16 protein-coding genes are annotated in these 19550 nt (G+C 62.6%); 12 read left to right on the top strand and 4 right to left on the bottom strand.

Going from position 1 to position 19550, the window contains the following annotated elements; genetic code table 11:
- Positions 1–239 precede the first annotated feature (239 nt).
- The 7 genes from NE850_RS29010 (at position 240) to NE850_RS28980 (ending at position 10091) form a co-directional block, all read left to right on the top strand.
- Entirely contained in the window at positions 240–905 is a 666-nt protein-coding gene (locus tag NE850_RS29010) for a response regulator transcription factor (protein ID WP_007179367.1), read from the top strand.
- A 139-nt stretch (positions 906–1044) separates the two neighbouring features.
- Positions 1045–1734, top strand: coding sequence for a response regulator transcription factor (locus NE850_RS29005; protein WP_007179366.1), 690 nt, complete (start codon positions 1045–1047; stop codon positions 1732–1734).
- Positions 1735–1840: 106 nt separating this feature from the next.
- Positions 1841–2485, top strand: a complete 645-nt coding sequence (locus NE850_RS29000; RefSeq protein WP_165184408.1) for a response regulator transcription factor — start codon at positions 1841–1843, stop codon at positions 2483–2485.
- A 253-nt stretch (positions 2486–2738) separates the two neighbouring features.
- Positions 2739–3485, top strand: a complete 747-nt coding sequence (aqpZ, locus tag NE850_RS28995) for an aquaporin Z (RefSeq protein WP_007179364.1) — start codon at positions 2739–2741, stop codon at positions 3483–3485.
- A gap of 21 nt (positions 3486–3506) precedes the next feature.
- Positions 3507–7979: an ATP-binding protein gene (locus tag NE850_RS28990; RefSeq protein ID WP_007179363.1), complete on the top strand. Its 4473-nt coding sequence runs from the start codon at positions 3507–3509 to the stop codon at positions 7977–7979.
- Between the two features lie 594 nt (positions 7980–8573).
- Positions 8574–9008 carry a CHRD domain-containing protein gene (locus NE850_RS28985; protein ID WP_007179362.1) on the top strand — a complete coding sequence of 145 codons (435 nt, stop codon included), beginning with the start codon at positions 8574–8576 and terminating at the stop codon, positions 9006–9008.
- Positions 9009–9134: 126 nt separating this feature from the next.
- Positions 9135–10091, top strand: a complete 957-nt coding sequence (locus NE850_RS28980) for an alpha/beta hydrolase (RefSeq protein ID WP_007179361.1) — start codon at positions 9135–9137, stop codon at positions 10089–10091.
- Here the strand turns inward: NE850_RS28980 and NE850_RS28975 are convergent.
- Positions 10061–10903, bottom strand: a complete 843-nt coding sequence (locus NE850_RS28975) for an EcsC family protein (protein ID WP_007179360.1) — start codon at positions 10901–10903, stop codon at positions 10061–10063. The genes NE850_RS28980 and NE850_RS28975 overlap by 31 nt on opposite strands.
- Positions 10904–11041: 138 nt before the next feature.
- On the opposite strand from NE850_RS28975, the gene NE850_RS28970 reads away from it, so the two are divergent.
- Positions 11042–12637 carry an MDR family MFS transporter gene (locus NE850_RS28970; protein WP_007179359.1) on the top strand — a complete coding sequence of 532 codons (1596 nt, stop codon included), beginning with the start codon at positions 11042–11044 and terminating at the stop codon, positions 12635–12637.
- 30 nt (positions 12638–12667) lie between these two features.
- Positions 12668–13180, top strand: coding sequence for a MarR family winged helix-turn-helix transcriptional regulator (locus NE850_RS28965; protein ID WP_007179358.1), 513 nt, complete (start codon positions 12668–12670; stop codon positions 13178–13180).
- Between the two features lie 143 nt (positions 13181–13323).
- Here the strand turns inward: NE850_RS28965 and NE850_RS28960 are convergent, their stop codons facing one another.
- Complete coding sequence (locus NE850_RS28960) at positions 13324–14601, bottom strand: amino acid deaminase (protein WP_007179357.1); 1278 nt, start codon at positions 14599–14601, stop codon at positions 13324–13326.
- Positions 14602–14757: 156 nt separating this feature from the next.
- Here NE850_RS28960 and NE850_RS28955 point away from each other — a divergent pair, with 156 nt between their 5' ends.
- From NE850_RS28955 to NE850_RS28945, 3 genes are all read left to right on the top strand, one after another.
- The gene (locus tag NE850_RS28955) at positions 14758–15645 is read left to right on the top strand and encodes a MurR/RpiR family transcriptional regulator (RefSeq protein ID WP_007179356.1); all 888 of its coding nucleotides are present in this window, start codon (positions 14758–14760) and stop codon (positions 15643–15645) included.
- 3 nt (positions 15646–15648) lie between these two features.
- Positions 15649–17130 (top strand): amidohydrolase family protein, encoded by a 1482-nt coding sequence (locus NE850_RS28950; RefSeq protein WP_007179355.1) that lies wholly within the window; start codon positions 15649–15651, stop codon positions 17128–17130.
- 74 nt (positions 17131–17204) lie between these two features.
- Positions 17205–17591, top strand: coding sequence for a RidA family protein (locus tag NE850_RS28945; protein WP_007179354.1), 387 nt, complete (start codon positions 17205–17207; stop codon positions 17589–17591).
- Positions 17592–17666: 75 nt separating this feature from the next.
- Here NE850_RS28945 and queF read toward each other — a convergent pair whose 3' ends face one another.
- Both queF and NE850_RS28935 read right to left on the bottom strand, forming a co-directional pair.
- Complete coding sequence (queF, locus tag NE850_RS28940; RefSeq protein ID WP_007179353.1) at positions 17667–18491, bottom strand: NADPH-dependent 7-cyano-7-deazaguanine reductase QueF; 825 nt, start codon at positions 18489–18491, stop codon at positions 17667–17669.
- Positions 18488–19390, bottom strand: a complete 903-nt coding sequence (locus tag NE850_RS28935; protein ID WP_007179352.1) for a 5'-nucleotidase — start codon at positions 19388–19390, stop codon at positions 18488–18490. The genes queF and NE850_RS28935 overlap by 4 nt, the downstream gene beginning before the upstream one ends.
- Positions 19391–19550: the final 160 nt, after the last annotated feature.

The following is a 19550-nucleotide window of genomic DNA, read 5'->3' as shown; positions in this document are numbered from 1 at the left end:
AAAAACAAAAAAATATCCATTTTGCGTATTTATTCGCTGGTTCCTTGATAAATCCGCAATGGGCAATTGGTTTTCTACCGGATTCGGAACGTTCCGATTTTCGTGAAGTTGTGGTGATGGTTTTATGGCCGCCTTGGCACGCCACGCCTCGTCAAGGGGCCGTCGAAGAATGCGTAAAGGGTGTCAGATTTTTTCCGCGCATTTGAAAATAATCCTACAACAAACGAGAGAAAATCCCGGTGAAACTTCGAATTATCCTGGCGGACGATCATCCATTCGTTCTGCTTGGCATTCGCGCGACGCTAAAAATGCATGCCGGCGTCACCATTGTCGATGAGGCGACGAGTCCCGATTCGCTGCTCGAACGCTTGCAGAACACGCCCTGCGATGTACTCGTCACCGACCTCGCCATGCCGGAGCACACGGGCGCGATCGAGGACGGCCTTGATCTTGTCCGGCGAATCCGCTGCGACTGGCCGCAGTTGCGCATCGTGGTGATGACGACGCAGACCAACGCCGCGATTCTTCGCGCCATTGTGTCGGACGGCGCCGTGAGCATGCTCGGCAAGGCTGAATCGATGGACGAGCTTTGGCAGGCGATCGCCGCGGCCCGGCACGGGGAAGCCTACCTCGGACGTTCCATCATCGAAGCGCTGGCGCGCCCGCAGGACCGCGCGTGCGAACGACCGTCAGCGCCGCGTTTATCGGGCATTCATGCCGAAGTCGTCAGGTTGCTTGTAGACGGCCAGTCGATTGCTGAAATCGCAGCGGCGCTCGGCTGCCATCGTCGCACGGTCAGCCGGAAAAAACGCGAAGCAATGGCCCGACTCGGTGTCACCAACGACCCCGGTCTTTTCTCTTACGTTCGTGCATATGGAATTCTTAGTTTTGAATCGTATATCTAAGCAATTTACTTTTTGAATGGAATGAGGTTGTTTCGGACCGATCTTATGTCCATTTTCTGAAAAATGTTTAATGATCGGCACAAGAGCTGGTTTCACTGAAAAGGGCGGCAGCAATCAAGGTATGGAGGAAAAATAGAAGATGCGCGACACCGCAGAGGTAAGCACGCCCGTCCGAGCCATCATCGCGGACGATCATCCCCTGGTGTTACTGGCGATCGAAAATCTGATGGGCGGTTATCCGAATATGCAGATTGTCGGCCGCGCAGCCGACGCCACCGAACTCTTCACGGAAGTCGACCGCAGTTCATGCGATCTGGTGCTCATGGATCTCTACATGCCGGGCGGTTCCGACGGCAGCGGACTGGAAGTCGTCAGGCAGTTCAAGATGCGCTACCCCGGCATTGCGCTCGTCGTGCTGACCATGGAAACCGTGGCGGCCGAACTTCAGAAGGTGATTTCGCTCGGCGCCGACGCCCTGGTGAGCAAGCGCGACCGGATCGATCTGATTCACGTAGCCGTTGTCACGGCGCTGGCACGCGAGTGCTATGTCGGGCCGGCAGTGCGTGCATTGATCGCTGACGCAACGGTGACCCAGCGGCTCGATTTTGTCCGGCAGATGCTGTCGCGCCGCGAACTCGAGGTGTTCACCCAGTATGCATCAGGGTACGGGGTGACCGAGATCGCCGCGCGCCTGGGGCGCAGTGTCAAAACCATCAGCGCGCAGAAATGCACCGCAATGCGCAAGCTTGCCCTGCACAGCGACGCGGAGCTGTTCCGCTTCGCCGTCGAGTACGGTGTGGTTCCAGAGGAGCGCGTGCAGAACCGGTGATGAGCCGGCGGCGTGTCGCGCCGTGGCGCGACGAATATAAGATGCATTGGCACCGCCTGGGGACGCACATCTCGTGCAGGGCATGCCAATCGATAAGACAACAAAAATGAGACAAAAGATTCGCGTCATCGTGGCGGACGATCACGACTGCGTTCGTGTCGGCGTCAAGCAAATGCTGCAATCCGTGCCGCACATCGAATTCATCGGCGAGGCGGCCGACACCCACGGCCTCGCTGAATTGCTCGACGCCTGTGCGTGCGACGTGGTCATTTCGGATATCAACATGCCGGGCATTCACGGCGGCAGTAACGCGGTGCCGTTTCTGCGTCGCCTGTTGCGGGGCCGGCCGCACCCTTGCGTCGTGGTCCTCACCATGATCTGTCATGCGCACATGCTCTCCGGTCTCTTGCATATCGGCGTGGGCGGCATCGTCGATAAACGCGAGACCGTCACCGCGTTGATCGACGCGATCGAGGCAGCCTTTAGCGGCCGCGTCTATTTGTCGGAGTACGCGCGTGCCGCGATCGAGACGGCGGACGCGCCGCCGCAGCTTCGCGCCGGCATGTTGAGCGCGCGCGAGTGGGAGATCTTCCAGCTTTATGTGCAAGGTCTCGCCGTTCACCAGATCGCGGCGCGTTTGCAGCGCAGCGGCAAGACCATCAGCACACAGAAACGTAGCGCGATGCGCAAGCTCGGGCTCGAAACGGAAGCTGACCTGATCGACTATGCACGGCAGATCGGACTGACCTGAAAACACGTGAGCGTATTGCATCGCGCCGCCGAAAAAAAAGGTTTCGGAGAGCGGCGAATTTAAGAGTCTTCCGATTGGTTGCGAGACGTTGCCGTCTCATAGTTCTGAGTTCACTGCGGCTTTATTCCATGCTCCTGTGACGAACGCAGACATTTCGTCGCACTGAGCAATGCCCGAGCCGAGAGAATTCAGGCAGATGTCTTATGGCAGCCATGCAATGCCGTCTGCCCCGTAGACAGAAACAGGAGGCGGGATGGTCGCGTTAGGTAAACGGTTGTTGGTCGAGAGTGCGGGCACGGCGTGGCTGGTCTTCATCGGTTGCGGGAGCATTGTGTTGAACGTCGGTGTGATCCCGCAGGCGGGCGGCGTGCTGGAAGCGGCGTTGGCGTTCGGCCTTGCACTCGCCACGGCCAGCTACTGCGGCGGCAGTCTGTCCGGCGGTCACTTCAATCCCGCCGTCACTGTGGGCTTTACCGTCGCGCAACGTTTTCCGGTCAGGGATCTGCTCCCCTACATTGCCTCGCAGATTCTGGGCGCGATCGTTGCCGCAGCGCTACTCCTATATGTGGCGGGCGGCCGTCCCGGTTTTGACCTGCACGCGACCGAGTTCGCGGCGAATGGCTTCGGCGACCATTCTCCGGCTGACTATCAACTGCATTCGGCGCTGGCAATCGAGTTCGTGCTGTCCTTCTGCTTTGTAATGGCGATCCTCAGGATTTCCCGTCGGCCCGACATGGAGCCGATTGCGCCGCTGGTAGTCGGCGCCTGCATGGCGCTCGTCTATCTGGTGTCGATCCCGGTCACCAACGGCTCCGTCAATCCCGCCCGCTCCACCGCCCAGGCGCTGTTCGTCGGAGATTGGGCGCTGGATCAACTCTGGCTGTTCTGGGCTGCGCCTCTATCGGGTGGCGTTGCTGCCGGCGCTCTGTTTTCGTTTCTGCACGATAAGCCCGACCACAATACCGCCGCGCTCGCAGACGGGCGAGGCGAAGTTGTCTGAGTGTTGCCGGGTGTCATTGTCATGTCTTCCGTCAATTTGCCGCCGGGCGTTGCGATGAGGCGCGCGCTTGAACGCGTGCGGCTCTGTCTGCTCGCATGGTTCCTGTTTGCCGCCGCCCAGACGGCAACGGCAGTCCAACTTTTCGACAATCGTTCGAACAGCCAGGCTGTTGCGGCTTTTCCCGCGAAACTGACTGTCGGCATTCTCGCCGGCGGCTGGATGCCGCTCGACGCACTGCAAGACGGCCGTCTCACCGGTATGAGTGTCGACTATTTGCGCGCACTCGTCGGGCCGAATGTCGTCATCGAAGCCAGGGCGTTTCCAGACGTGTCGCAATTGCTCGCCGCCGCATGCGCCGGAAACGTCGATCTGTTGACGAGCGTTGCGCGCACACCGGAGCGTGAGCGGTGCCTGAGTTTTACCGCACCGTATTTCCGCTCTTCGTCGTCGGCCGTAGTTCGCCGGGACGGCGACAGTTACGCGAGTCCCGCTCTGGTCGCCGGAGCTCGCATTGCGGTAGAAAAGGGCTTTGCGCTCGAGCGCGTGGTACGCGAGCGTTTTCCGCATGCACAGATCAGCGCGTTCGCCACGACGCACGCGGCACTCTCCGCCGTGGTCCGAGGCGACGCCGACGTCTATCTCGGCTTCACCCCGGCTGTGCAATACGCGTTGGCCACCGAGGAGTTTCGCGGCCTGCACGTCGCCTTCGAAGAGAGCAGCCGGGCCGCCAACCTGCGCTTTGCGGTGCCACGCGGTCACGCCGCATTGCGGGACCAGCTCGACGAGGCGCTCGCGTCGATGAACCCGGCCGACGACGCGGCGATTCGTGTGCGCTGGCTATCCGGCAACTTCGACGCGAAGCCCGTGCCCACCGCGCCGCGTCTCGTGCTGACGCCGCAAGAGCAGGCCTGGCTGCGTTCATTGCCGCCGTTGCAGATCGGTTTCGACAACGGCTGGTCGCCGTTCAGCTACGTCGACAGCTCCGGTCGGCCTGCCGGCATTGCCGCCGACTATCTGGCGTATCTGAGCCGCACACTCGGCGTCGTATTCAACCGCGCCCGCACGGCCGACTGGCCCGCCGCTATCGAAGCATTTCAGCGCGGCGAACTGGCCATTCTCGCCACGGCATCGATTCACGATCCACGACTCAAGGGGGCGCGGCATACCGTCGCCTACGAAAGCTATCCGCTGGTGATCGTCGGGCGTGAGGACGAGCCGGCGGCCAGATCGCTGAGCGATTTCGCGTCACGCCGCGTCGTCGTTTCTTCGCACGTCGCCGGTTCGATTCCGCTCGCGTTCGAACGAATTCCGGCAGACCACATTGTTGTCGCGCCCAGTCTCGATGACGCGTTCGAGATGGTCGCGGCCGGCGAGGCGGACGTTCTGGTGGGCAACGTGGCCGCTATCGACGTTCTGCTCAAGCAACGGTACGACGGCGTCCTGAAAATCCTCGGCACGGTTGGCGAATCCGACGCGCTCGACTTTGCCGTGCGCGCGGACCTGATGCCGCTTGCCGGGCTGATCGACCGCGCGTTGCTGGCCATGCCGCCCGCGGAAAAGCAGCGCATCCGGCAGAAGTGGGTCACCGGCAGTGCGCCGGAGTCCGGCATATGGAGCGTTACCGCGGTGCGTCTGCTGCCTTTGCTTATCGGTATCGGCGTCGCGCTGCTGATCACCCTGCGTGCCTATCTGCTGCTGCAACGGGAAGTCAGACTGCGCAAGAAAACCGAACTCGAACTCGAATTGCAACTGAATTTCCAGGAAACCATGATGAAGATGGTGCCGTATCCGCTTGTCGCCATGGACCTCGACGGCCGCTATATCGCCGTCAACGAGGCCTATGAGCAAGCCTGCGGAATGAGTCGCGAGGCGGTGATCGGACGAAACACCATGGACGTTCAGACATGGGGCGAGGCCAACAGCCGGATCCTGACCGACATGACTCGCGAGATGCTGAACGGCCGGGAGACCGCGCAACTGGAGTTGCAGTTCGAGCGCGGTGCGGGCAACGTGCGGCATGGCCTTTTCTGGGCCAGTGTCTGCCGCGGCAGCGACGGTCAACCGGTGTGCGTGCTCGGCACAGTGGTCGATATCACGGATATCCGGCGCGCCGAGATGCGCGCGCGCGAAACCGAACGGCGCCTCTTCGACGTGACGCGCTCGCTGCCGGCGGTGGTGTTTCAACTGCGCCGCACTTCGGACGGCGCGTATTCGTTTCCGTATATCGGCGGTGATACGCGCCATCTGCTCGGCGGGAAAGACGGCTCGTTGAGCAGCAGCGACCACGTCGATTTCCAGCGCGTGTGCGAGGAAGACAGGGCGTTCGTGCTGGCGGAGCTCGAACGCTCGGCTCTTTGCGAGACACCGGTGAACATGGAGTTCCGTTTCGAAGGCGACCAGGAGATCAAGTGGGCGCGCGCGGAACTGGTGCCGCGTCGGGAACCGGATGGCAGCGTCGTTTGGAGCGGCTACTGGGTGGACGCCAGCGTTGAGCACGCCCGCTCCGACGAGCTTGCGCGAGCCCGCGACCTCGCTGAGGCCGCAGCGCGTGCCAAAGACGACTTCTTCGCGATGATGAGCCATGAAATCCGCACGCCGATGAACGGAGTGCTCGGTCTCGTGGAGGTGCTGGAGCGCACGCCGCTCAACACGGACCAGGGTGAAATGCTCGGCATGATCCACGAATCGGCGGGCGCTTTGCTGCAGATCCTCGACGACTTGCTCGACTATTCGAAAATCGAAGCGGGTCGGTTGACGATCGAGGCCGAATCCATCGACATACGTGAGCTGGTGGACAACGCTGTTGGCCTGCTGGCTGGCCGGGCCCACGAGAAGGGTCTGAAAGTGCGCGTGGATATTGCGCCGGATGTTGCAGCCGCCCTGCGGGGCGATAGCGTCCGGTTGCGGCAGATTCTCTTCAATCTGCTTGGCAATGCCATCAAGTTTACGCCGCAAGGCGAGGTCGACGTGCGCGTGTCGGTGTTCGCAGAGGCCGATGACGTCCAGACGCTCGAAATGACTGTCGAGGACACCGGCATCGGTATCGCGCCGGAGGTGCAGAACAGGCTGTTCGAGCCGTTCGTGCAGGCGGAGTCGTCCACCACGCGCCGGTTCGGCGGTACGGGCCTTGGCTTGACGATCTGCCGCAAACTGATCGACCTCATGGGCGGTTCGCTGGCGTTGCACAGCGAACCGGGCCGCGGCACGCGCATGATCGTGCAACTGAGCATGGCTGTCGAGACTCAGCGTTATTCTGTCAACGGTTTGCGTGGCAAGCGCGGGCTCGTGGCAACCGGCGACGCACGCATTGCTCAGGCTCTGATGCACTTCGGCGAGGCGCTTGGACTCACGTTGCGCCGCGTGTCGCCCGACGCGCCCGAACTGCGCGATCGCGTCGCGTTGGCGGATCTGGATTTGCTGTTCGTGAACGAGGACGTGACGTTACCTGCGGGCGTGCGCCCGCGCACACGCGTTATCTGCCTGACCGAGAAGCCGAAGCCGACGGGCTACCGCATTCTCGACGACAACGTGCGCGTCAGCATCAACCCCATTTCATGGCGCGGCCTCGGTGCCGCGTGCGCCGCCGCGATGACAGGGCTGCCTTCGGTGCCGCGTTCGGCGGCCACGCCACGTGCGCCCGAGGGCGGCGCTCCGCCGCCGGACCGCGAGCGGGCAATCGCGAGTGGCCGGCTGATCCTTGTGGCGGAAGATCATCCGGTCAATCAGGAGTTGATCCGGCACCAGCTCGCGTTGCTGGGTTTCGCCTGCGACGTGACGAACGACGGAGCGGAAGCGCTGGCTGCATTGCAGCGCACGAGCTACGGTTGTCTGATCACGGACTGTCACATGCCGAACGTGTCGGGCTATGAACTCACGCGGCGTATCCGTGAAGGTGAAGAGGGGGGCGCGCATCGGTTACCCATTCTGGGTATCACGGCTAATACCGCACCCGAAGACCTGAATCTGTGTCGCGACGCCGGCATGGACGACAGCCTCGTGAAACCAACCCGGCTGGCCACGCTGCGCGACTATCTGAGCCGTTGGTTCGGCTCCGACAGCGCGGGGCACGCCGCGCCTTCGGAGGTCGCCGGAGCGCCGGTGCTTGCCACACCGGATGTTCAAGGTGGCGCCGACCCGTTCGTCCCGGTCGACCTGGGGCACATGACTCAACTGTGGGGTAGTGAATCGACCGTCAAGGCGTTGCTCGACTCGTTTGTGTCGTCGGTGCGCGAAGACGTGCAGTCCTTGTCGCCGTTGCTCGAGCGCGTCGGCTCCGAGCGCACGGAACTGGAGCGCGTGCGCGAGTGGCTTCATCGCGTGGCGGGGGCGGCGAGCGTCCTGCAATATCCGCCGCTGCTCATGGCGCTTGAAGATTACCGTCGCGAAATCAATGTCAAGCCGCCGGAACGTGTGCGCAATGACGGGATAGTTTTAATCAACAAGTGCAACGCCATGCTGGACGGAATCGAACAGCAGGCCGCATTGCTCGTATAACGGTTCGCCGTTCGTCGACTGTTCGAAAGACGAGCCGCATCTATTCCGCATAAATATGACCGCTTCGCAGCGGAGCGGTCCAATGTGGACGCGAACGAGAGGTTCAAACGAAAAAAACGCGGCCGAAGCCGCGTTAAAGATTTGGAGACATCCTTCGATGAAGGAGTCACTTCTCGCAGTCGGAAGCATAACCGGGATAGTGCGATTGATTCATTACGAAATCCACAATTAACTGTTTGAGAAAATCGCTTAAAACGCCTCCGACGTATCACGTCGGTGTCACGTTTTCATGGGCACTCGTCAGTAGCGACTTCCCGCTGCGGCACTTTCCGAGCGATATCGTGAACGTTTTCTGCTCGTCGGCAGCCTCCAGAGTCACTATGGACAACTACGAAGTCGCCGCGTTTCATTGCCCGAAGGTAGCGCAACCGCACCGCAAGTGGTTCCACGGGCCGAAGCGCGGAGCGTCCGCGCTGGCCATGCATGGTCCCTGCTCACCCCGCTACAAACAGGCTCAACGGATTTGAACTAGTATGTGGTGGCTCCGCGCGACCGAAGTGTCGGTACGGTGGGGCATCAAGTCCGGAGAAGACCATGATTGCGCTTCGAAAAATGAATCTCGCGGTGGTGCTGTGGACATTGGCATCGGGCGTCGCTTTCGCGGATACGGTGGCCTTGAAGGCGGATCTCGAACCGTCGAGCGAAGTACCTCCACGCGTGAGCCACGGACACGGCATGCTGAACGCCACTTTCGATACATCGACCAAATCCCTGCAATGGACGGTCACCTATGAAGGCTTGAGCGGCCCGGCAACCGCCGCGCATTTCCACGGGCCGGCGCCGGTAGGCCAGAACGCGAAGGTTCAGGTGCCGATCGACAAGGGGGCGCTTGCCAGCCCGATCAAAGGATCGGCGGCGCTCACCGAGCAGCAGGTGACGGATCTGATGGCGGGGCAGTGGTACTTCAACGTGCATACCGCACAGAACCCGATGGGTGAAATTCGTGGGCAGGTTTTGCCGGCGAACTAGCGCGGAAAGTCTTACCGGGGCGGCGCCAACCTTTTTGAGATCTTTTTGAGATTAGAAGCCGACGTCCACCGGCGCTGCCGCGAACGCACGTAACATGACAGGACACATTCGAAGGAGCGTGTCCTGATGAGCTGGCAAAGCGCACTCGCGTGCTGGTATCTGCGTAGGCAGTTTCGACCCGAGACCCTCAAGCCGGGCATTAATGTAGAAAGAGCGCGCGCGTTGACCTCCAAACGCGTCTGGTCGCCGCGCGTACCTCGCGGCTGGCATCTGCGTGAGCTGTATGGCCCTGACGATGCGCCGTTACGCGGCGAATGGATCGAGCGCGCGGACGGCGCGCCAGTCGCGGGCACCGGTCCGACCGTGTTGTACTGCCACGGCGGCGGCTACTACTTCTGTTCACCTCGCACGCATCGCTCGCTCGTGTTCGGTCTGGCGACGCGCGCCAACGCGGCAATCTTTTCGCTCGATTACCGCCTCGCGCCCGAGCACCGCTTCCCGGCTGCGTTGAACGATACGACCGCGGCCTATCGTCGGTTGATCGGCGGAGGGATCGCGCCGGAGTCGATCGTGATAGCGGGCGATTCGGCTGGCGGCGGCCTTGCGCTTGCCACGCTCGTCGCACTGCGCGACGCCGGCGACCCCTTGCCGGCCGGCGGCCTGCTGTTCTCGCCGTGGACCGATCTGGCCGCGACCGGCGCCAGCATCCGCACCAACGACGGTTTCGATCCGATGTTCAGCGGCCCCGCGATCGCGCTGGCGGGAAAAATCTATCTAGGTGACACGCCGGCCACGCATCCCTACGCCTCGCCCGTTTATGCCGACCTTCACGGCTTGCCGCCGCTCTTCATCATGGCCGGCAGCACGGAGGTGTTGCTCGACGACTCGCAGCGCGTGGCCGACAACGCGCGCGCGGCAGGCGTCGACTGCGAACTGGAAGTGTGGAAGAAAATGCCGCACGTCTGGCCGATCTTCGCGCCGTTCATCCCGGAAGGAAACCGCGCGCTCGGCCGTGCCGCCGGCTTCGTGCGGCGTGCGACGAGCCGCGCGGCTCAGCCGTCGAGCGCGATGTCGATGGTCTGATACGCGGCCTCGACCGTTTGCTGGCCGTATTGCCGCTCCAACCGCCGCACGGTGAAGTGCGCGTGCGCGACCTGCTGGAAGTGGTCGATGAAAACGGTATTGACCATCGCGCCGAGCACTGCGCCGATCGCCGGAATCGACTTGGCGGCGATCTGCTCGCTCACCTGCACCGAAAAGCGCGCCGCGATCGTGTTGACGAGGCGCAGCAAGGCCGCGGAGCCGTGTGTGGTGAAACCTTTGGTGGCGATCTCGGACGACGCTTTCGACACCGCCTGCGCCAGCGCGCCGCGCATGATGAAGTAGCCGAAGTCGGCGTCGTCGTCGGCGCTCGACGTGCTGCCCATGCCGAGCACCGTCAGACATTGCAGTTGCGTGTCGATCGAGCTCAGATCCTCACCCTCGCTGCGCGCGATGTCGCAGATCGAGCGGAACATCAGCGTGGTCGTGACCGGCAGTTCGACGGGCAGCGCGAACAGTCCGAATGCGCCGCCGGCCGCGCCGGTGGTCGCCACGGCGAACTTGTGCAGCAGGTTGCTCGGCCTCTCGGGCGCCACGAGCGGAAGCGCGCTGTCCCTTCGCCCCAGCGTGCGCAGCGCGATCGCCAGGCATTTGCGCAATGCCAGCTCGGTCGCGTCCGCGACTTTTTCGTTGGCGAACGCCGGCATGCGCGAAAGCAGCTTTTCCAGCGGCGCGCCGACGATGCTGGCCAGTTTCATCGCCAGCGCGGGGCTCTCCAGTTCATGTTTCGCGCGCCGCAGCGCCTTCAGGTCGTCGTCCGATAACGATTGTGCTGCGAGCGAACTCGGCTCCATGTGCCTCCCTGGCGTCATGTGATGTGTGTTCTTCAGTTGTTGCCGCGACGGCGTACCACAGCGGTATGTGCCGATTAGAGCGTCTCGCCGTGGTATGATTCCCGATCGTTTGACGAGTCAACAGTTGCGCTATCAAAAATGGCTGTCCATACCGCGGCCCATCACTCGAGTGGGCAAGTTTTACCTTTCCGTGAATCGCTGCTGGCGATGCTCGGCATCTCCTTCGTCACGATGCTGGTCGCGCTCGACCAGACCGTGGTCGGCACCGCGTTGCCCACCATCGTCGCCGAACTCAAGGGTTTCGAGCTGTACGCGTGGGTCGCCACGTCATATTTGCTGACCTCGGTGATTACCGTGCCGATTTTCGGCCGGCTTGGCGATTATTACGGGCGCAAGCCGTTCGTGATCGCATCGATTATCGTGTTCACGGGCGCCTCGGTGCTGTGCGGCGCGGCCAACAACATGCTGTTCCTCGTGCTCGCGCGCGGCCTGCAGGGCATTGGCGGTGGCATGCTGGTCGGCACGGCGTTCGCGTGCATTCCCGATCTGTTTCCCGACTCGGTCGTGCGTTTGCGCTGGCAGGTGTTGATGAGTTCGGCGTTCGGTATCGCGAACGCGGTGGGGCCGTCGCTCGGCGGTTTCCTCACGCAGTACTACGGCTGGCGCTCGGTTTTCTATGTGAATCTGCCGGTCGGTCTGCTGTCGCTGTTTTTTGTCTGGCGCTTTCTGCCGCATCTGCGCCATGTCGAACACGAAGGCAAGATGCGGCTCGACTGGCCCGGCGCCGTGCTGATCGCCGTGGCACTCGGCTCGCTGCAATTGTTCGTCGAGTTGCTGCCCAAGCATGGCGTGACCTTGAGCGTGGCTGCGCTGCTCGCGTTGAGCGCCGCGTCGGCTTACGCGCTGTGGCAGTGGGAAAAGCGCTGTCCGACGGCGATCCTGCCGGTCGACATGTTCCGCAATCGCAGTCTCGCCGCGCTCTTCACGCTGGCCGTGCTGGGCGGCTTCACGATGTTCTCGCTGCTGTTCTACGCGCCGCTGCTGTTCCAGGGCGGCTTCGGCATGTCGCCGAAAGAGGCGGGGCTCGTCATCACGCCGCTGGTCGTATTCATTACGATCGGCAGTATCGCCAATGGGCGCATCGTCTCGCGCGTGCGCAATCCGAATCTGATGCTGTACGTGGGCTTTACGCTGCTCGCGCTGGCGTGTCTGGGCGTGGTCGTCGCGACGCGCGCCATGCCGCAATGGCTGTTGATGTCGTTCATGGTCGTCGGCGGATTGGGACTCGGTTTCGTCATGCCGAACCTGACGATCTTCGCGCAGCAAACGGCCGGCCGCGAGCACCTCGGCATTGCGACGGCGTTGCTGCAGTCGCTGCGGATGATCGGCGGCATGCTCGGCACGGCGCTGACCGGCACGCTGGTCAGCCACATGTACGCGAGCGGCGTGCGCAGCGCGCTCGAAAACGATCACGCGTCGCACTGGTTCGCGGATCTCGGCGACCCGCAAATCCTCATCAATCGCGACGCGCAGACCACCTTGCTTGGCCAGTTGGCGCACGCGGGCCATAACGGCGCGATGCTGCTCGAAAGCGCGCGCGAAGCGCTCGTGTCGGCGATTCATCTGGGACTCGCTATGGCGGCGATCATCGCCGTAGTATCGGTCTGGCAAAGCCGCCGTGTGCCGCCGATCAAGCTCCAGCGCAAGCTCGAACCCGTGATTCACGCGGACTGATTCTTGGACTTATCGTTTTACTGACAGATCATGGAAGAACAGGATCGCGTCGCCGTCATGCAGCAATTCGGCCGCACTTATCGGACGTTCATGTCGGCCTTCGAGGCGCACGTCGGCCACCCGCTGCCGCGCTGGCGCATTCTGCTCGCGTTGCACGAGCAGGGCGGCGAGTCGTCGCAGAAGCGGCTGGTGGAGCGCTTGCGTGTCGACCCGGGCGCGCTGACGCGGCAACTGAAAACGCTGGAAGGTATGGGCTGGATCGCTCGCAGCATGGACACGCGCGACAACCGCGTGACCAACGTGCGGCTGACCGAAGCGGGGCAGTCGGCGACCGAGGCCAGTTTGCCGCGTCGCAATGCGTTTCTGCACGACACGATGGCAGGGTTGCCGGACGAGGCGTTGGGCGCGCTGTCGGAGGCGTTGACGTTGCTTGAGGTGAGAATTGGCGAAGTGGCGGCGATGGCTGGCGCCGCCGGAGCAGGCTCCGCTGATATTCCGCCGCTACCCGGGGCGATGGCGGCCGAAGCACCGCGCCAGCCTTGACTTGCTGCTGGATGCAGATGAACACGGGCGGTTCTTTGGGACCGCTGCGCGATCATTCGCTCCGCGCGTGACGCCACGAAATGCCACAAAATGCCACGAAAGGCGCGCCCCGCTCCCTCAGAGCGTACCCTTCGCAAGAACAATCAGAAAAACGTTTCGATCACTTCCGTGACCCGATACGCCGGATCGACCACCAACACCTGACGCCACTTGTCGAACGTCAGACACGGATGCGAGATGTCGAACGCGATCATGTCGCCCACTTTCAGATCAGCGCCCGCGGGAATCCGCAGATATGCATGCTGATCCATCAAGCCGAAAATCTCCCAGCCTTCGCTCGCCGCGATATCGCGCGGTGCTTCGTTACCCGGACGATAGTGGCGTGCCGGCTCCGGCATGCCCGCATCAAACGCGGAATCGCGCTTGCCCAGACCGATGATCGCGCGATCCGGTTCGGGAATCGACTGCACATACGCCCACAATTGCAGCGCGGGAAGCAGCCCTTCGCCCATTTTCTTCGCGACCGGATTGCGCGCGAAGATGTCCGTCTGCGCCTTGCGATAGATACCGACGTCGTGTGTCAGATAGCAGCCTGGACGCAGCACGACCTCGACCTTGCCGGTCTCCGAGCCCTTCACGAATTCCTCCGCAACCACGTCGTACCAGGCCGACCCCGCGCCTGACAGCACGGCCGGTGTACGCGCAAAGCGCCCTTGCTCGACGAGTTCGCGCGTAACCGCGACCGCGCTTTGCAGGAACTCGCGCACCTCGTGCTCTTCCTTGAGCACGCCTTCATACAACTCGACGCCGGCGAGCTTCAGCGTATCCGGATAGCGTGCAATCTCCTCTAGCACGGCATTGCGTTGCGCGGCGTCGCGCACACCCGTGCGGCCGCCCGGCACGCCGAGTTCGAGCAGCACCTGCAACTGCTTGTTCACCGACTTGAAAAACTCGCCCAACTGCTCGACGCCTTCGACCGAATCGACGAGACAGAAGAATTCGAATTCCGGATCGCTCAGCAACTCGGCGACCATCATCATGTTGCGGCGGCCGACCAGCTGATTGGCCATCAGCACGCGCGAGACGCCGCCGTGATAAGCCGCGCGCACCTGATGCGCGGTGGCGAGCGTGATGCCCCACGCGCCGGTTTCGAGCTGGCGGCGAAACAGCTGTGGCGCCATCGTAGTCTTGCCGTGCGGCGCGAGTTTGACGCCGTATTCCGCCACGAATGCCTGCATCCACTTCAGGTTGTGTTCCACCCGGTCTGCGTACAGCACGGCGGCCGGCAGGCTCACGTCTTCGTTCAGCAGGTTCCACTCCAGGCGCGCGGCATCCGTGAGCTGGATGCTGGTGCCCGGAACCATGCCCAAGCCCTTGCTATAAGGATCAATCGTCGCGCCCTGATAGTTTGTAACTTTCATGTCTCCTTGCTCCATCGTCCAGTTAAATTGAATCAAAGTTGACTTTACCATGTTACAGAAAGTACGATGGATGAAGAAATGTTATTTAGTACCACGGTTTGCCGAAGGCGCGTTGTTAGCCTTTGTTCAGCCTTCGCGCCACATCCACAGTCTGCAATGAATTCAACCGCCGAACCGCTGGCTTTCGATATCGTCGCGCGCATTGCCGAATGCGCGCCCGAGCTACGCTCGGCCGAACGCAAGGTCGCCGCGCTGATTCTCGACGATCTGACCGGCGCCTCGCGCGCCAGCATCGGCGCGCTCGCGCAGCAAGCCGAGGTGAGCGTTGCGACCGTGACGCGCTTTGCCAAGGCGGTAGGTTGCCGCGACGTGCGCGAGCTCAAGCTGCGGCTGGCGCAGGCCGCGGCGGTCGGTCAGCGCTTCCTGCAGCCAGGCCCGAGCGACGCGCCCGAGTCGATCGCGACCCGGGTGTTCGACGAATTGCAGACCACGCTGGCGCACAACCATCAATTGCTGCGCCAGGCGCCGCTCGGCGAAGCGGCGGCCGTCTTGCGCGCCGCGCGCATGATCTACGTGTTCGGCATGGGCGGCGGTTCCACCGCGCTCGCCGACGAGATGCGCTTCAGGCTCGTGCGCCTCGGCCGGCCTGTCGCGACCTATCAGGACGGCTTGCTGCAACGCATGGTGGCCAGCACCGTATCGCGTGACTGCGTGGTGATCGCGCTGTCCACCACCGGGCGTGTGCCCGAGATGGTCGAGAACTGCAAGATCGCGCGCAGCTACGGCGCGACCGTGATCGCGCTGACCGCGCCGGCTTCACCGCTCGCCAGGCTTGCCGATTGGGTGATCCCGATCGTCGCGTTTGAAACCGATTTCATTTACAAGCCGTCGTCGTCGCGCTACGCGATGATGATGGCGCTCGATGTGCTCGTCACCGAACTTGCCGTCAGTCAGGGCGACGAGAGCCGCGAACTGTTGCGCCGCATGAAGCATGCGCTCGACACGCACCGCGGCGGCGGCGATCGACAACCGTTAGGAGACTGATCCATGCATTCGCATCCCGAAGCCGCCGATACGCTGATCGTCGGCGCGCAACTGTATGACGGCACGGGCGAGCCGCCAGTCGAGCGCGATGTCGCGGTTCGTGACGGCCGCATCGTCGCGATCGGCAATCTGTCGAACTGGCTGGCCGAAGAGGTGATCGAGGCCGAAGGCCGCGCGCTGGCGCCGGGCTTCATCGACGTTCATACGCACGACGACACGCACGTGATCCGCTCGCCGCAAATGCTGCCGAAGATCACGCAAGGCGTGACGACGGTGATCGTCGGCAATTGCGGCATCAGCGCATCGCCGGTTGCGCTCAAGGGCGAACCGCCCGATCCGATGAACCTGCTCGGCGAGCGCGACGCGTTCCAGTATCCGACCTTCGCCGCGTATGTCGCAGCGGTCAATGCGGCGCGGCCGGCGGTGAACGTCGGCGCGCTGATCGGACATACGGCGTTGCGCAGCAACCAGATGGACCGGCTCGATCGCGCGGCGACCGGGCAGGAAATCGAAGGCATGCGCGCTCAACTTGAAGAAGCGTTGGCCAACGGCGCGCTGGGTCTGAGTTCGGGGCTTGCCTACGGCTCGGCGTTCGCCGCGCCAACTGAAGAAGTGATGGCGCTGGCCGAACCGCTCGCCGCCGCCGGCGCGCTGTACACCACGCATATGCGCACCGAATTCGATGCGATTCTCGACGCAATGGATGAAGCGTATCGCGTGGGCCGTCACGCGCACGTGCCGGTGGTGATCTCGCATCTGAAGTGCGCGGGGCCGTCGAACTGGGGCCGCAGCGTCGAAGTGCTGAAGTCGCTGGAAAGCGCGAGCCGTTTGCAGCCGATCGGTTGCGATTGCTATCCGTACGACCGCAGTTCGTCGACGCTCGATCTGAAACAGGTGACGGGTGATATCGACATCACGATTACGTGGTCGGAGCCGCATCCGGAGATGGCGGGCAAGCTCGTGAAGGAGATTGCCGCGCAGTGGGGCGTCACGCAGCAGGAAGCGGGCAAGCGCCTGCAACCGGCGGGCGCGGTGTATCACAACATGTCCGAAGACGACGTGCGGCGCATCCTTTCGCATCCCGCGACCATGGTCGGCTCGGATGGTTTGCCGAATGATCCGCTGCCGCATCCGCGCTTGTGGGGCGCATTCCCGCGCGTGCTCGGCCACTATGCGCGCGACGCGGGTTTGCTGCCGCTCGAAGAGGCGGTGCGCAAGATGACCAGCCTGTCGGCGCGGCGCTTTGGGCTGGCGCAGCGCGGCGAGGTGCATATCGGCTATTACGCTGATCTGGTGTTGTTCGACCCGGCCAAAGTGCGCGATGCGGCGACGTTCGAAAAGCCGCAGCAGGCCGCCGACGGTATCGACGCGGTGTGGGTGAACGGCGTGCTGTCGTACCGCGATGGCGAAGTGACGGGCGAGCGCGCCGGTCGCTTCGTGGCGCGTGGGGCGGCGTCGAAGGGTGACGCGCACGGCGCGTTCTGAATTTTTGATCGATTGATTGCGGCGCGCGGGGCGATTCTGCCGAACGCGCGTCGGACCATTTAAGGAGTGGAGTGATGAAGCGATATGGTGTTGAAGGCGGGAAGGGAACGGGCGGTCAGCATATGCCGTTTGCACGTGCGGTCGAAGCGGACGGCTGGCTGTTCGTGTCCGGCCAGACGCCGATGGAAAACGGCGAAGTGATCAATGGCGGCATCGTCGAGCAATCGCACAAGGCGATTCAGAACGTGTTCGCGATTCTGAAGGAAGCCGGCTATGGCGCGGAGCATGTGGTCCGCTGCGGCGTGTGGCTGGACGATCCGCGCGACTTCGCGTCGTTCAACAAGGTGTTCCGCGAGTACTTCGGCGAGAACCCGCCGGCGCGCGCCTGCGTGGTTTCTTCGATGGTGATCGATTGCCGGGTCGAAGTGGATTGCGTGGCTTATAAAAAGCCCACGGCGTGACCCTGAAGATTTAACTGGTTTTCGCTGTTCGCCGCGGATTTGCACCGGCATCCGCGGCGAACAGCCTGCTGCTTCTTACTGTCGAGCCAGCCGCATATTGTCCGGCATCGGCAAGTTGTAGTTCGTGCGGAACGGATTGATGTCCAACCCGCCGCGACGCGTGTAGCGCGCATACACCGCAAGCTTCACCGGCTTGCAGGCCTTCAGCACGTCGACGAAAATCCGTTCGACACACTGCTCGTGAAACCCTGTGTGATTCCGGTACGAGATGATGTAGCGCAGCAAGCCCGCGTGATCGATCTGCGGGCCCACGTAGTGAATCTGCACGCTGCCCCAATCGGGCTGCCCCGTTACCGGGCAATTCGATTTCAGCAAGTTGGAGAACACCGTTTCTTCGACCGGCGCTTCATGCAGCGCCGCTTTCAGCAAAGACGCGTCCGGCTGATAGATATCGGTATCCAGATCCAGCCGGTCCAGCGACAAGCCTTCGAATTCTTCCATTCGCAATTTGCCAAACTCGTACGGCGCCGCCAGATGAACGGAAACCGTCGCGCCGCACGACGCGGACACGTCGCGCCTGATCGTGTCGCGCACCGCGTCCATCGACTCGAATGCGGTCTGCGCGAACGAACCGAGATACAGCTTGAACGACTTCGACTCGACGATATTCGGCGAATCCGCCGGCACGAAGAAAGTCGCCACCGCGATTTGCGGCTTGCCGCGCGCGTTCAGCCAGGACAGCTCATAAGCATTCCAGATGTCCGTGCCGAAGAACGGCAACTGCGCGCCGATGCCGATCGCCTCGCGCGCATTTTTTCGCGCGATCGGAAACAGCAGCGACGCGTCGTATTGTTCGGTGTAAGTGGAGGCCTTACCCAGCGGGGATTGTTCGGGTGTCATGATGCGTTCACGATGCCACTCATCACATGCCCCGTCGCCGTCACGACGCGGGCCGATTCGCAGTGGCCAATTTGGTCGTCGAAGAAAAAGTCCGGCTCGAACTCGCGCAGAAATGCGCTCTTGTCGAGGCCGCCGAGGAACATCGCTTCGTCGATTTCGATGTTCCACGCCATCAGGGTACGGATCGCGCGCTCGTGCGCGGGCGCCGAGCGCGCCGTCACCAATGCCGTACGAATATGCATGGGCGCGGCTTCGTCCGCGAGTTTTTGCAGCCGGTGCAGTGCTTCGAGCAACGGCTTCAGAGGGCCGTCCGCGAGCGGCAGATCCTTGTTGTGAATCTCGTGGCCGACAAAGGCGCGCAAACCGTCTTTCTGGAACACGCGCTCGGCCTCGTCGGAAAACAGTACGGCGTCGCCGTCGAAGGCAATGCGGATCTCGTCCGGATACTTGCTCGCCATTTTCGCCGATTCCGGCAATACGCGCGCGGCGGGAAATCCGGCGGCGAGCGCGTCGCGCACGTCCTGCTGATTCGCCGATAGAAACAGCGACGCGTTCAGCGGCTTCAGGTAGCCGAACGGCGCGCGCCCACGCGTGAACACGCCGCGTTCGATGGCAAGCCCATATTCGCGGCACGAATGGAACGCGCGCAGTCCGCTGATCGGATCGCTGCGCGAGAGAATCACCACTTCGACGCGGTGGCCGCCCGCGTTCAATGCCAGCAGCTTGCGGATTAGCGGGAATGCCACGCCCGGTTTGGCGGGTACGGCGAGGCGGTCGCGCTGCAGCGCTTCATAGGCTTGCAGGTTGCCTTCCTCGTACACGCTGTTCTCTTCCTCGAAGTCGAACAGCGCGCGCGACGAGATTGCCACCACCAATTTGTCGACAAGCGAAAGAGCCATCTGCGCGTTTCAGTCCTAAGTGCGGTTAATCAAGCGAGAAACAGGCGATACACCGGATTCCGCGTCTCTTCCCAGTTCGGATAACCGAGCGTGGCGAGAAACTGTTCGAACGCCGCGTTCTCGCTCTCCGGCACCTGGATGCCGACCAGAATCGAGCTGT

The organism is Paraburkholderia sp. USG1 (assembly GCF_031570135.1).
In the GTDB taxonomy this organism is placed as follows: Bacteria; Pseudomonadota; Gammaproteobacteria; order Burkholderiales; family Burkholderiaceae; genus Paraburkholderia; species Paraburkholderia dioscoreae.
Note: the sequence above shows the minus strand (reverse complement) of the source record. Positions and strands in the feature narration are given on the sequence as shown.

What these genes read in the sequence shown, in the direction of transcription:
- NE850_RS29005 (WP_007179366.1), top strand. Translation starts at nt 1,045, where the DNA reads ATGCGCGACACCGCAGAGGTAAGCACGCCCGTCCGAGCCATCATCGCG.
- NE850_RS29000 (WP_165184408.1), top strand. Translation starts at nt 1,841, where the DNA reads ATGAGACAAAAGATTCGCGTCATCGTGGCGGACGATCACGACTGCGTT.
- aqpZ (WP_007179364.1), top strand. Translation starts at nt 2,739, where the DNA reads ATGGTCGCGTTAGGTAAACGGTTGTTGGTCGAGAGTGCGGGCACGGCG.
- NE850_RS28990 (WP_007179363.1), top strand. Translation starts at nt 3,507, where the DNA reads ATGTCTTCCGTCAATTTGCCGCCGGGCGTTGCGATGAGGCGCGCGCTT.
- NE850_RS28985 (WP_007179362.1), top strand. Translation starts at nt 8,574, where the DNA reads ATGATTGCGCTTCGAAAAATGAATCTCGCGGTGGTGCTGTGGACATTG.
- NE850_RS28980 (WP_007179361.1), top strand. Translation starts at nt 9,135, where the DNA reads ATGAGCTGGCAAAGCGCACTCGCGTGCTGGTATCTGCGTAGGCAGTTT.
- NE850_RS28975 (WP_007179360.1), bottom strand. Translation starts at nt 10,903, where the DNA reads ATGGAGCCGAGTTCGCTCGCAGCACAATCGTTATCGGACGACGACCTG.
- NE850_RS28970 (WP_007179359.1), top strand. Translation starts at nt 11,042, where the DNA reads ATGGCTGTCCATACCGCGGCCCATCACTCGAGTGGGCAAGTTTTACCT.
- NE850_RS28965 (WP_007179358.1), top strand. Translation starts at nt 12,668, where the DNA reads ATGGAAGAACAGGATCGCGTCGCCGTCATGCAGCAATTCGGCCGCACT.
- NE850_RS28960 (WP_007179357.1), bottom strand. Translation starts at nt 14,601, where the DNA reads ATGAAAGTTACAAACTATCAGGGCGCGACGATTGATCCTTATAGCAAG.
- NE850_RS28955 (WP_007179356.1), top strand. Translation starts at nt 14,758, where the DNA reads ATGAATTCAACCGCCGAACCGCTGGCTTTCGATATCGTCGCGCGCATT.
- NE850_RS28950 (WP_007179355.1), top strand. Translation starts at nt 15,649, where the DNA reads ATGCATTCGCATCCCGAAGCCGCCGATACGCTGATCGTCGGCGCGCAA.
- NE850_RS28945 (WP_007179354.1), top strand. Translation starts at nt 17,205, where the DNA reads ATGAAGCGATATGGTGTTGAAGGCGGGAAGGGAACGGGCGGTCAGCAT.
- queF (WP_007179353.1), bottom strand. Translation starts at nt 18,491, where the DNA reads ATGACACCCGAACAATCCCCGCTGGGTAAGGCCTCCACTTACACCGAA.
- NE850_RS28935 (WP_007179352.1), bottom strand. Translation starts at nt 19,390, where the DNA reads ATGGCTCTTTCGCTTGTCGACAAATTGGTGGTGGCAATCTCGTCGCGC.